Origin of the sequence: Treponema sp. OMZ 855, from assembly GCF_024181145.1 — a bacterium.
Taxonomy (GTDB): Bacteria; Spirochaetota; Spirochaetia; order Treponematales; family Treponemataceae; genus Treponema.
On record NZ_CP051194.1, the window covers coordinates 2,012,236 to 2,025,725 of the forward strand.

Annotated in this window: 7 protein-coding genes and 1 tRNA gene; 3 read left to right on the plus strand and 5 right to left on the minus strand. The window is 48.0% G+C overall.

Annotated features, from left to right (window positions below):
- Positions 1–80: 80 nt before the first annotated feature.
- From dnaJ to E4N65_RS09065, 3 genes are all read right to left on the minus strand, one after another.
- Positions 81–1,229, minus strand: a complete 1,149-nt coding sequence (dnaJ, locus tag E4N65_RS09055) for a molecular chaperone DnaJ (RefSeq protein WP_253672907.1) — start codon at positions 1,227–1,229, stop codon at positions 81–83.
- A gap of 336 nt (positions 1,230–1,565) precedes the next feature.
- Positions 1,566–3,482 carry a molecular chaperone DnaK gene (gene dnaK, locus E4N65_RS09060; protein WP_253672908.1) on the minus strand — a complete coding sequence of 639 codons (1,917 nt, stop codon included), beginning with the start codon at positions 3,480–3,482 and terminating at the stop codon, positions 1,566–1,568.
- A 95-nt stretch (positions 3,483–3,577) separates the two neighbouring features.
- On the minus strand, positions 3,578–4,312 hold the full coding sequence (locus tag E4N65_RS09065; RefSeq protein ID WP_253672909.1) for a nucleotide exchange factor GrpE: 735 nt from the start codon (positions 4,310–4,312) through the stop codon (positions 3,578–3,580).
- Between the two features lie 304 nt (positions 4,313–4,616).
- Between E4N65_RS09065 and E4N65_RS09070 the strand changes: the two genes are divergently transcribed.
- The 3 genes from E4N65_RS09070 (at position 4,617) to E4N65_RS09080 (ending at position 11,531) form a co-directional block, all read left to right on the plus strand.
- On the plus strand, positions 4,617–8,513 hold the full coding sequence (locus tag E4N65_RS09070; protein WP_253672910.1) for a right-handed parallel beta-helix repeat-containing protein: 3,897 nt from the start codon (positions 4,617–4,619) through the stop codon (positions 8,511–8,513).
- A gap of 160 nt (positions 8,514–8,673) precedes the next feature.
- Positions 8,674–10,092 (plus strand): Trk system potassium transporter TrkA, encoded by a 1,419-nt coding sequence (gene trkA, locus E4N65_RS09075; RefSeq protein WP_371921812.1) that lies wholly within the window; start codon positions 8,674–8,676, stop codon positions 10,090–10,092.
- Entirely contained in the window at positions 10,089–11,531 is a 1,443-nt protein-coding gene (locus tag E4N65_RS09080) for a TrkH family potassium uptake protein (RefSeq protein ID WP_253672911.1), read from the plus strand. The genes trkA and E4N65_RS09080 overlap by 4 nt, the downstream gene beginning before the upstream one ends.
- A gap of 51 nt (positions 11,532–11,582) precedes the next feature.
- On the opposite strand, the gene E4N65_RS09085 is transcribed toward E4N65_RS09080, so the two are convergent.
- Positions 11,583–11,655, minus strand: a tRNA-Asn gene (locus E4N65_RS09085).
- Positions 11,656–11,751: 96 nt separating this feature from the next.
- A complete protein-coding gene (locus tag E4N65_RS09090; RefSeq protein WP_253672912.1) occupies positions 11,752–13,479 on the minus strand; it encodes an AMP-binding protein in 1,728 nt (575 codons plus the stop codon).
- Positions 13,480–13,490: the final 11 nt, after the last annotated feature.

A 13,490-nucleotide genomic window follows, 5' to 3' on the forward strand; every position in this document is an offset into this window, starting at 1 on the left:
TGAACCGCGTAGCGGTGAAACTCTGCTGATACAGCCGCTTATTTTGCGGGGTTATATGCCAAAATGTCTGATGCATTTACCTATAGCTTAGACAGCGGTACCATCTCCGGCGCCGTATTTTCACCTTCCATTGCAGAAAATTCGCTGAGCAGTTTCTTACCGCCGGAAGATATCCGAGTCGGTATTTTTATGATTACCTTGAGGTAGAGGTCACCGGTTCTGCCGCTTGCTGCGGGGACACCTTCTCCGCGCACCTTGAGCGCATCGCCGTGCTGCGTACCGGCGGGAATTTTTACCGTCAGGCGCTTATCGTTCAGCGATTTTACCGTTATTTCTCCTCCGAGCGCGGCTTGCGTCATCGAGATGGGAATTACACAGTACAGGTCGTTCCCATGCCGTTCGAATAAGTGATGCGGCTTAATAAAGATGAATACGTAGAGGTCGCCGTAATCGCCGCCGCCTGAACCTGCATTTCCCTGTTTGGGAATGGTAATGCGCTTGCCTTCTTCAACACCGGCGGGGATGGTGATGATAATTTTTTGCTTTTTCCGCTCTAAGCCGGAACCGCCGCATTTTTTGCACGGGTTTTCAATAATAGTTCCCGCGCCGCCGCATCGCCGACACGTACTCGCGATGGAGAAAAAGCCGGTGTTCTGCCGTACCTGTCCGGTACCCTTGCAGTCGGGGCACATCTTTCTGCCGCCCCCGCCGGCGCTTCCCGAACCCTTGCATTCCGTACAATGTTCATCGCGTGAATACTGTATTTCAATCTTCTTGCCGTATACGGCGTCGGTAAAGTCGATTTGCAAGTCATACCGGAGGTTTGCACCCCGTGCGGGGCCGCTGCTCCGTGAAGAACCGCGGCTCGATGAACCGAACCCGCCGAATCCTCCGAAGCCGCCCCCGCCGAATAAGCTTTCGAACAAGTCGGAAAGACCGCCTCCTCCGCCGAAGATGTCTTCAAAACCTTGGAATGCAGACGGATCAAAACCGCCGCCCATATTTTTAACACCGTCAAAACCGTATTGGTCATAGACGCTGCGTTTTTTATCGTCAATAAGCACTTCGTAGGCTTCAGTCGCCTCTTTAAATTTTTCTTCCGCTTCTTTATTTCCGGGGTTTTTATCGGGGTGATATTGAATTGCCAATTTGCGGTAGGCTTTTTTTATTTCATCGGCGGTAGCGGTCTTTGCTACGCCCAATACCTCATAATAATCTCGTTGTGCCAAAATAAGCTCCGTCTAGGGTAAACGCAGCAAACGATTTTTTAGTATATCCCGCAGAATTTTATAGGCTGTTCAACCTTTCCTTTTAAAAATATGCGGGCATCTACTTCGTTATTCCACAAAAATTAGTCCTCGACGTGCAGAAGCACGACTGCGGGTAATTTTTGTTCATGCCTCGTATCTGCCTCGCCTATTTCTAAAAGGCTAACGGAGAGACTATTTTTAGCCTCTCCGTCTGCGATTTGTTTGTATTTGTTTGCTGCGTTTACCCTTATCTTAAAAAAATATGCGAAATTTCCTTATAGTTCGGAAATTTCGCATAGGAGGAAAACCTCTTTGTTATTTATCTTCGTCTTTTACGACTTCGTAGTCAACGTCGTCGGCGGTTCCCTTGGTGGGGCCGCTTTCGGCAGCGCCGCCTGCAGCACCTGCTCCGGCAGCTCCCGCTGCACCGGCGCCCTGCTGCTTGTACATTTCTTCTGCAATCTTGTACGCAGCCTGCTGGAGTGCTTCGGTCTTGGACTTGATGTCGGCAGTATCTCCGCCTTCAATCGCCTTCTTTAAAGCGGCAACAGCTTCTTCGATGCGCTGCTTGTCGGCGGCGTTCACCTTATCGCCCATTTCCTTCAAAGTCTTTTCAGTCTGGTAGATCATCGAGTCGGCCTCGTTGCGTACCTCAACCTTTTCGCGCTCTTTCTTGTCGTTTTCGGCGTTGGCTTCCGCTTCCTTTACCATGCGGTCGATTTCGCTTTCGCTCAAGCCGCTGGAGCTTTCGATGCGGATGTGCTGCTCTTTACCGGTTCCAAGGTCTTTTGCGGAAACGTGCACGATACCGTTCGCGTCGATGTCAAAGGTAACTTCAATCTGCGGAACACCGCGGGGAGCCGGAGGAATACCGACCAAGTCGAAGTTGCCGAGCGTCCGGTTCTGGCTTGCCATACCGCGCTCACCCTGCAACACATGGATGGAAACCGCCGTCTGTCCGTCAGCCGCAGTCGAGAACACCTGACTCTTGCGGGTAGGAATGGTGGTGTTGCGGTTAATCAACGGAGTGAATACGCCGCCCATCGTTTCGATACCGAGCGAAAGCGGGGTAACGTCGAGCAACAGTACGTCTTTAACATCGCCGCCCAAGATACCGCCCTGAATAGCCGCACCGACTGCAACCGCTTCGTCGGGGTTTACACCCTTTGAACCTTCCTTACCGAAAATCTCTTTGATGATCTGAGCTACTTTCGGCATACGGGTAGAACCGCCTACCAACAGGATCTCATCGATCTGGTTCGGTTCAAGCCCTGCATCCTTTAAGGCTTTGCGGCAAGGCTCTTTTGTGCGCTCAAAGAGGTCGTCGGTCATCTGTTCGAACTTTGCACGGGTCAGTGTTTTCTGCAAGTGCTTGGGGCCGTTCGCATCGGCGGTGATGAACGGAAGGTTGATTTCCGTTTCCGCACGGCTGGAAAGCTCTATCTTTGCTTTTTCCGCCGCTTCGCGGAGCCGCTGCAATGCCATACGATCCTTTGAAAGATCGATGCCCTGTTCTGCCTTGAACTCTTTTTCGAGCCATTCGACAATGCGGTTATCAAAGTCGTCGCCGCCCAAGTGGGTGTCGCCGTTGGTCGATTTAACCTCGAATACACCGTCGCCCAATTCCAAAATCGAAATATCGAAGGTACCGCCGCCAAGGTCGTATACCGCAATAACCTTCTCTTTCTTTGAATCCTTGTTAAAGCCGAATGCAAGTGAAGCTGCCGTCGGTTCGTTGATAATACGCTTTACATCCAACCCTGCGATTTTACCGGCATCCTTTGTAGCCTGGCGCTGTGCGTCGTTAAAGTACGCAGGTACCGTGATAACCGCTTCGATTACCGGTTCGCCTAAGTAGTCTTCTGCCGTTTTCTTCATCTTCTGCAGGATAAACGCTGAAATTTCCTGCGTGGAATATTTTTTGCCGTCCACTTCGATACGGACATCATCTCCCTGCGGTACGATTTTATACGGAACACGCTTTAATTCGTCGGTTAATTCACTGTACCGATGGCCGATAAAGCGCTTTACCGAATAGATGGTACCTTCGGGATTGGTAATCATCTGGTTTTTAGCAGGCTGACCGACAATCCGTTCGTCTTTTTTGAATGCGACGATAGAGGGTGTGGTGCGTCCTCCTTCGGCATTTGGGATAACGACGGGTTCTCCGCCTTCCATAATTGCAACACAAGAGTTGGTTGTTCCTAAGTCAATTCCGATAATTTTTCCCATAATAAAAACTCCTTCTTATATATCCCGTGCGGGATACTATCTTATAGTCTTATAGACGGCTCCGAAAAGCGCATTTGAGCGTACTCGGAAGCCTGTTATTTTTTCTCTGCCGGTGCAGGCATCAATACCATTACCTTTGCCGGACGGAGAATCCGTTCCTTCAATTTATAGCCCTTTTGCAATTCCGCGCCGACGGTCGGTTCCGTAACCTCCGCCGAGGGATTTGTCGCAACGGCTTCGTGAATGTCGGGGTTAAAGGGCTTCCCCTGCGCTTCGTAATACTGCAGCCCGTACTTTGATTCCAGCAGCGAGGATAAGCCGCTCCGGATCATCATAACACCCTGCATAAAAGCAGCGGCGCTTTCTTCCCCTGCCTTTTTACCGGCCTCGATAGCGCGGTCAAAGTCATCCAATATCAGCAAGAGGTCGGAAATCAAATTCGTGTTTGCGTAGTCGATTGCCTCCTGTTTTTCCTTTATCATGCGCTTACGGTAGTTATCGAAATCCGCCGCTTTGCGCAGATATTGATCCTGCAATTCCCTGCATTTTGCTTCCAGAGATGCGAGCTTGTCGGCATCGGACGGCTCCGGCTTTGCTTCCTTTGACGCTTCCGTATCCGGAGCGGTTTGTCCGGCAGCCTCTTTTCCATGCTCCCGATTGCCGGTTTGCTGTTCCGGCGCCGCATACTGTCCGGCATTTTCCGTGCTGTTACCGTGCGGATTCGCACCGACAGCTTTTTTACCGGCTTCGGAGTCCGTGTGCATACCGTTCTGCTCTACCGGTTGGGCTTCGCACTCCTGCGCATGCTTTTTTTCATGTTTTTTTGTCATTCCCTTCCTCAAATTATCCGGCGCTTTATCTGCCTGTCGGCCGAATTGCCGTTTTATTCCTTATTTGACAGATAGAAAATACTAACGGAATCGCAAATGGTCAAGAAAAAAATCAATGTTAAAATCGACGTTAATAAGCAATGAATCCATGCAATTTACCTTTAATCGGTATTATGATAGTATCCGACTGAGGCGGATAGAGCAGTGTAAGCACCGCATTAGTAAATCTCACCGGAACTTGTAAAACAGGAACTGTGGATACAATACCTACTGAACTTAATATGAAAAGAAGGAGGCTTCTCCTATGCGTAAACTTCTTATTTTTTTAGCAGGCATCATTTTATGTGCCGGATGTGAAAATTATCAGGCCGATATTGACGACTATTTAAGTTATTGGTCAACAGAGGCTGCAATTGTCCGGTCTAGCTTTAACCCTGCAATCACCGTACAAACCGATACAGACACAATACAGAGTATTCCTTCATCAAGGGATGTAACGGTAACATTTACCGTCCGTAATCCCAAAAACGTCACCTTTAAGTTGCCGCAAGATGCAGGCGCCCCTACCGATATTGTTGTTTTTCCCACAGACGTTGCCGGCACAACGACACCCACCCCAAAACACCCCGATGATTATGAACTGACACAGGATTCAAACAGTCAATTAACGCTCACATATAAAAAGAAATTTTTGCAGAAACACGAATACGGCAAAAAAAATATCGGCCCGACGATTACGCTCTATGCCGATGACGGCAGAAAATTTTCAGAGACATTTACACTCAATATAAAGGCAAATACTACGCCGTCCAATCTTATCTATCGGGCAATCGGCAAGACGGCTGCGCCTGATGCAAACGGTAAGTACTATTATGTGTTGTTCCTTCAAGCACAGGATATGGATACGGAGATAAACGGCTCGGCACTTCTGCATAAGGATATTGCACAGGTTTCTATTGCTGAAGGAGACGGTTCATACGTGCAAGTACCGCTAACGGTAAAAGAAGATAAAAGCGGGTTCGACATCAGCGGCGCAGGCGGGCGCTTGTTAGAAGCCGGCGCAACGGCTCAATTAGCGCTTACAGATGTTGAGTCTGGTGTAACGCCCGATACATTGCCGCCTTCAACTGAAAAATGGATTATCAGAATAAAAACGGATGTCGAGGTTCGCGGCGCGGTAAAGCAGTACCGGTTTCGGCTGCAAGATGAAGCCGGACTGTTTTCCGAAGATGAACTTGTCGCTTCTACCAGTACCAATAAAGTTAGTCCGGTACTTATAGCCGTTCAGACCGGCAATTGGACAACAACAACGAAGAGCGGAAGTGAAACCGATCCGCATGAAATAGTCTATGACCCGCGTGTACAAAAAGTAGTACTGCAAGCGTCAACAGCTACAACCGGAGCTACGGTAGAATATAAATTGGAACGCAACAGTTCGGTTGTAAGCAAAAGCTCCGGACAAACACCTCAAACGATAGAATTACCTGCTGTTCCGGATGCTGTGTATAAGCTTACGGTATGGGCGGAAAAAGAGGGCTATGATAAGAGTTCGGATGTAGTCGTATACTATAAAACAGAACGCAATAACACACTGGAAATAAGCACGGGACAGAACGCTTGGAAACAGCTTAAAGCTGCCGTTGCAGCGGTTGAAGATGGAGATGTTATCTCTATAAACGGTACAATTAAAGCAACCAATGCTGACGGCAACAACGGTGCAATCGAAATAACCAAGAAGGTTACGATAAAAGGCAATGATGCAACTATCGATATGCTCGATGCAAATAAAGATGAGCTCAGTACGAGTGCCCATCGTATTTTCACTATCAAAAATGGCGGTGAACTGATACTTAAAAAACTTACCCTCAAAAACGGTAATGCGGCAGGTACAAGCGACCAAAGCCGCGGCGGCGCGATGCTGATAGAAAGCGGCGGAACCTTGACAATGACAGATTGTATCGTGCAGAAGTGCATCGCAGCAAATAGCGGCGGCGGTATCGACAATAAAGGTATCTTAACAATAAATGGCGGAATGGTTGGAAGTATTACTGCAGGAGGCGGAAACCACGCAAGCATGGGTGGGGGAATATTCCTAGACCAAGGTAGCTGTACACTCAACGGAGTTGCAGTGCAGGGAAATACAATTGGTACGGGAATCATCAATAGAGGATCTGGAATATACCTAAGCAAGCCCTCTTCCGGTAGCGCTGCACTTACTATAACAGGTAGGACACAGATTGGAGACAATACGGCAGGGTCAAATACCTTGTGTCTAGGAGCTCGTTCCTCTTCGCAAAGCGCTTTTGTAACGGCTAAAGATTTGGATGCAACTGCCCATATCAATATTGAACCGCATGACTATGGCGCCCAAAAAAATACAACATTGGTAAAGGTTCCTAATGATGCTTCTGCCGCCGCATATAAAGAGTATTTCCATTTAACGAAGGACAGCGCAATGGCAGAGGGTTGGCTATTAATTCCGGACGACGATGATGAAGAACTTATATTGCAAAAAGGAAAGGTGATAGCAGGAGGCGGTTCCGGTGCTTGGAATAGGCTCAAAACAGCAATAGCTGGTGCAGCAGCAGGCGATACCATCGTTATAGACGGCATGATACAAGCAACGAACGCTACCGGAAACAACGGTGAAATTCCTATAAACAAGAGCATCACAATACGCGGTAAGAGCGGTAATCGGACTACCGATGGCCTTGATGCAAATCAGGCAGCGCTCGGTCCAAATGTACACCGTATCTTTAATGTAACGAGTTCCAGTACAAAGCTTACACTCGAAAATATCACTCTTCAAAACGGCAAGGCTGCGGGGGTAGGCGACAATGGTATGGGCGGCGGTATCTTCTGTAAGAATATTAAAGAGCTAACGATAAAGGGTTGCGCTATTGCGAACTGCAAGGCAGATATAGAAGGCGGTGGAATATGTGTAGCTGCATCGAGCGGTGTCAACACAGAAGCCGTTATAACTGGGACAATTATTTCGGGTAATACGGCAGGTTTGCGAGGCGGCGGTATTGCATTCGACCCTTCCAACGTAACACTACATATAACGGGAGTTTTGGATAGCGTTACCGTAGAAAATAATAGCCTTACAAGTACGGATACGGATCCTAATTTTAACAACGGCGGTGCAGGGATATATTTTGGCGGGGGTTATAACGATAGCTCAAAGTATACCGTCAAGGGCTGCACTATTTCGGGCAATAATGCTGGCGGTTACAACGGTGGCGGTGCTTACATAAAGACAAATACAAGCGGTTCTGTAAACGGTACGCTGACTTTAACAGACGGCGCGCGTATTTCGGAAAATAGCGCCGAAAACGGTGGCGGCATCGCGGTACGTAGCGCAAAGCTTATTATAGAGCCAGGCTGTACTATCGGCGGCGAACAGGACTATAACGGAACGGATCCCAGTAAAGCAAAAGGCAATACGGCAAAAACTTCAGGCGGCGGTATTTACATAGGGGAAAAGGGAGAGTGTACAACTGAAGAAAATGTTGCTATCCGGTATAATACGGTGACTAATGGAATAACCGTTATGGATGGTGGAGGCGGCTTACATATCTACGGTACCAGTAGCCCAGCTGATAGCGGTACGGTTACCATAACAGGTACGCAGGAGAAACCGGTTCGTATTGCAGACAATGAGGCTCGCGGATCAACCGGTGTCGGCGGAGGCATCGCAAACAACGGAACGATAACACTTACCCATGTGCATATCAGCGGTTGTAAAGCGCCCGACTCTGGAGGTCTCGGCGGGGGCATTTATGTCCGGCGCGGAGCGTGTACGCTTATCGATAGTAATGTGAACGGCTGTGAGGCATCGGTCGCAGGCGGCGGTATGTACGTATATAAAGGCGCGGATGGAGCGGGAGAATTTACAATGCAAAGAAGTACTCGCATTGTTCCTTCCGACGATAATATAAAGGGGAAAAATGATATATTTTTGAAAAATGATTATGACGATGTTTATATTAAGCTTTCCGGCAAATTGACCGGTGCAAGACCTGTCGGACGCATTACGGTACCGGATACAAAGTACAACGCTTCAACCAAAGTCCTTCACAGCGATATTACCGTTGACGAAAACTATAAAAAGTTCACGGTAACGCCGGGGGGCTCTCCCAGTCAAAATTGGTATGTCGGCTCGGACGGTAAACTGACCACGACAGAACCTTCTCCCTAACCGTGCCTACGCACTAGCAAGAAAGAGACGAGTAGGATAAAAACTATACCTGAGTTTTTAGAAATGCCCAAATAGGAATTCCCATTGATAATCTTCATTAAGAATTATCAATGGGAACGTTTTCCATGGCTTCCAAGCCCCTGTCCATGCCGATGCTTTTGTGTTAGTATCATTACAAATGACTGTCATTATTATTGGCGCAGGCGTAACAGGGGTTGAGCTTGCCCGAAGATTAATCGCAAAAAAGCATAATGTGGTTCTTATCGAACAAAATCAAGAAACCGCCCGCCATGCAGCCAACCGCTTGGACTGTATCGTAACGGAGGCGAGCGGTAACGATCCGAAAGTTTTAACCGAGGCCGGTATCCAACGGGCAGACGCGCTGGTTACCCTTACCGACAGTGACGAACTGAATATGATTATCTGCGGTGTTGCCGAATCTCTTGCTCCCAAGGTACTGAAGATTGCCCGCGTAAGAAATGAAAATTACGTTGCATCGCTGAACACTGGAAAAGACCGTACGTTGGGTATCGATTTTTTGGTGCATCCCGACCAAGAAGCAGCACTCGCCATCATTAATGCCGTTGAGCACGGGGCTGTCAGTGATATTATCGCCTTCGAAGATTCTCCGTATCAGCTCACCTGTTTTACTATCGGTGCAAACAGTAAGCTGGATGGAGTTATATTACAAAACATCCGCAGTATTATCGATGATCCCTTTGTTGTCGTCGCTGTAGAAGATGAGAATAAAACCGCTATTCCTTCGGGAGGAACCGTGCTCCATGCCGGTATGCGGATTTCGATTCTGACACTGCCGAACTATATCGAGCGGTTCTATGCGCTTGCCGGGTTCACGGTTAAACCCATCAAAAAGATTGCCCTAGTCGGAATTGGGAAGGTCGGTAAACGGGTCGCAGCAAGCCTTATCGAAAAACATTCGTTCGGTATGTTTAAACGCTTATTCGGTCTGCGTACCAAATCCCGTTGGGAAGTTGCCATTATCGATAAAGACAGCAGCCTTGCAAAGCATGCAGCAGAGGAATATCCGGACGCGCGTATCTATAGCGGCGACGTTACCGACGAATCATTTATAGAAGAAATTGCGCTTAATTCCTTCGATCTCGTTATCAATGCAACACAAAACTACGAACTGAACATGATTACCTCTGCGTATCTGAAAACGCTTGGGATCCCCAAAACCATTGCGTTGGTGCAAAGCTCCGTGATGTCGAACGTAGCATATAAGATCGGTGTGGACGTGGCGATTCCGCTCAAAGACGTTACGGTTGACGTTATTATGAGCCATCTGGGCGGTAAGCACCTTACCCGTATTCATACCATGGGTGCAGGTGAACTTGAGATAGTCGAAGTTATTATTTCCGAGCACTCGGAAGCGGTAGAGAAAAGCCTGAAAGACATTGCAATGCCCGGAGTGTTCCTCATACTGCTCATTACGAACGAAACAGGCTGCCGTATCCCCGGCGGAAATACCGTCCTTGAAGCGGATGACAAACTCGCTATTATCGTACAAGTCGCAAAAAGCGACGAAGTGATTAAATATTTCGCCGGTAAAAAATGAAATTTCTCCAATGTTTAACCATCATTTTTATGATTCTTTCGATTGTTGCCGGAAGTTTTTTGATTCCGGTTGCAGTTGCCGTATTTTTGCATGAATGGAATATGCTGCCGGCGTTTTTTATACCGATGGCTGTGTTATGGGTAATAACAATTCTCTTATTTATAAGAACAAAGCGGCAGCCGATTCGGCTTACCGTGCGCGAAGGAATCCTTTTGGTAAGCGCCGCATGGCTCGGCGCGGGCTTATTGGGTGCGGTTCCGTTCATGCTGTCGGGATTTGTGCCGCACTTTAGCGATGCGTTTTTTGAATCGGTTTCGGGTTTTACGACAACCGGCGCGAGCGTCTTACAGAACATCGAAAGCTACCCGATGGCGCTGCGGGTATGGCGTACGCAAATGCACTGGCTCGGCGGTATGGGGATTGTTGCCTTAACCGTGGCCTTGTTCCCGCTGCTCGGTGTCGGCGGTTTTCAGCTAATAAAAAGTGAGACAAGCGGCCCCGATAAAGGAAAGGTAACGGCAAAAATTACGCATACGGCAAAAGCACTCTGGTTTATTTACTTGGGAATGACGGTCTTGCAAATTATCCTTTTGTGTATTGCGGGGATGCCGTTCTTAGAAGCAATGTGTCACAGCTTTTCCACGCTCGGAACCGGCGGGTTTTCAACGCAAAATACCAGCATCGGATACTATAACTCGGCAGCGATCGAGATTATCTGTACAGTGTTTATGTTTTTGGCGGGTGTGAATTTCAGCCTCTACTTCCACCTTTTTACCGGAAAGCCGGAAGAATTTTTTAGGAATTCCGAATTACGGGCGTATATCCGTATCGCGCTTTTTACAGGAATCGGCATTGCATTAGTGCTTGTACCGGTTTACGGATTGTCGGCAGCATTTCGCCACAGTTTTTTCCATGTCGCATCGATTATGACAACCACCGGCTTTTCTACGGTAAACTACTGTGCATGGCCTGCCTTTGCACAAGCGCTTCTCTTTTTACTGATGTTTACCGGCGGGTGTTCCGGTTCGACAGCGGGCGGCATCAAAGTGATCCGCTGGGTTATTTTACGCAAGCAAGCCTTAAACGAAATGCAGCGTCTTTTGCATCCGCATGGCGTGTTCAGTATCCAACTGAACCGCCGCCCGGGACGGAAAGACGTTGTATACAGCGTTGCCGGTTTTATGTTCGTCTATTTTGTATGTCTATTGGTAACGTTTTTGACGGCTGCCTTAACCGGCGCGGATCTCCTTACCGACATAACGGCAGCACTTACATTGGTCGGTAATATCGGCGCTGCATTCGGCAGAGTCGGCAGCGGCGGAGACTTTTCGTTCTTTCCGCATTGGGCAAAGGTCGTGTTCTCTTTTTCTATGCTGGCAGGCCGTTTGGAACTGTACACCATCGTTATCTTATGCGTACCTGCCTTTTGGCGCCGATAAGCGGATAAAAACAAAAAAGCTCAAACAGTCATACTGTTTGAGCTTCGGAAGCTCCCCCGCGCGGGTTCGAACCACGGACCCAGTGGTTAACAGCCACTTGCTCTGCCTACTGAGCTACAGGGGAAAGTGATAAATAACTATGGACAAATTTATACCGAAAATAGAAAAAAATGTCAAGCATATCGGATAAAATTGTCACACAGAAGCTTCGGCTGGTGTATTATTCCCCTGCCGAAACCTCGGTATCCTTTTTCCCGCGGTTCGTAAAATGATACAGGTATCGTTTTATCTTTTGACTGGCCGTTTTTTCAAATGCTTCAACCTGTTCAATTTTATCGATCCGTGACATCTTATTCACACTGGAATTAACAAAAAATTTAATCTCGTTTAAGATTTCCGCCCGTTTATAAGCCATCGCATCCGTCAAGCCGGAAACAGCGCCCGCTACGGCGGATTGCAAATTCTGAATGGCAGAGCCTTCTTTGTTTTGACTTTGCTCTTTTTGCACGGCAGCAGCAAGTTTTTCTTCATCAAGCTGTACGTAGGCAACAAGGGAAGATTTTTCCCCTTCAACCACGAGCGATTCCGTTACAAGCGGATGCTGATTGAGCACAAACTCAATATCTTCAGGGTAGATATTTTCGCCGCTGGCACCGAGAATCATGTTTTTTGAGCGGCCTTTAATAGCGAGATGACCTTTTTCGTCCATCACAAAAAGATCGCCGGTTTTAAACCAGCCGTCTTCGGTAAACGAATTTTTTGTAAGCTCCGGGTCGCGGTAATAGCCTTTCATCACATTCGGGCCTTTTATCAGCAGTTCACCGATACCGGTTTTGGGATCAGGGTTATCGATTTTAACATCGACATCGGGGATCGCGTAACCGATCCAGCCCGGAACACTTTGGCGAACGGTTGAACCGGCAATAAGCGGCGCCGTTTCCGTCAAACCGTACCCGATAACATAGGGAAATTTAGCATCTCTCAAAAATTCTTCAACGATTGTATCGGTTTTTGAACCGCCCAAGCCGAAAAACTTCAGGTGTCCGCCGAATGTTTTTTTCAGCTGTTTTCCCGCGAGGCGGTTTAAGATTTTTTTACCGAGCTTAGTATGATACAGCCATGCCCGGAACGGGGAGGAGGTCAAAGCCGGAAGTATCTTGTTCCGGTATATTTTTTCCATAACGATCGGAACGCTCAGCATCATCGTCGGTCGCACCTGTAACAGAGCGGGCAGAAGTATCCGCGGGGTTGGAATACCTTCGAGATAGTACACGCAGGCGCCGTTTAAGAAAAACATCAAAAAGCCGATCGTAAATTCATATACATGCGAAAGCGGCAGAATAGAAAGCGCCCGATCATACTCGTTAATGCGTTGGCAGGATTGCCCTGCGATTGCATTGCAGACAAGGTTTTTATGTGAAAGCTCCACACCCTTGGAACGCCCCGTCGTACCGGACGTATAAATAACGGAAGCGGTGTCGTCTTCTTTACAGGTATGAGGCGGAGGGGTGCCGTCTCTTATTTCCGTACCTTTTTTAACCGAAAAGTCCTGAATATCGATAAGTACCGAAACGGTTTCGGGTACTCGGCTCATCAGTTTGTCCGAAACAATGATTATGTTTGTTTCGGAATGTTCAAGACAGGTTTTAACTTCTTTGTCGGTAAAATCAGGTAGCAGCGGAACGGCAACGGCGCCCATCGTAACAATCGCAAAATAGGCGATTCCCCAATGAGGAACGCTGTGGCTATAGATTGACACCTTATCGCCCGGGTTGACGCCGAGGCGGTACAAACGCTGCTGCAGCTGTTTTATCTGCTTATCGGCTTCGTTGTATGAAATCGGCGATCCCGACACAAATGAAAGCGCAGGGCGTTCCCCAAACCGCTTGATGCTATTCTCCAGCATCGCTTGAAAGGTATAAGTTCCAAGTTCATTGATTGTTTGCATAGGTAGTTTTC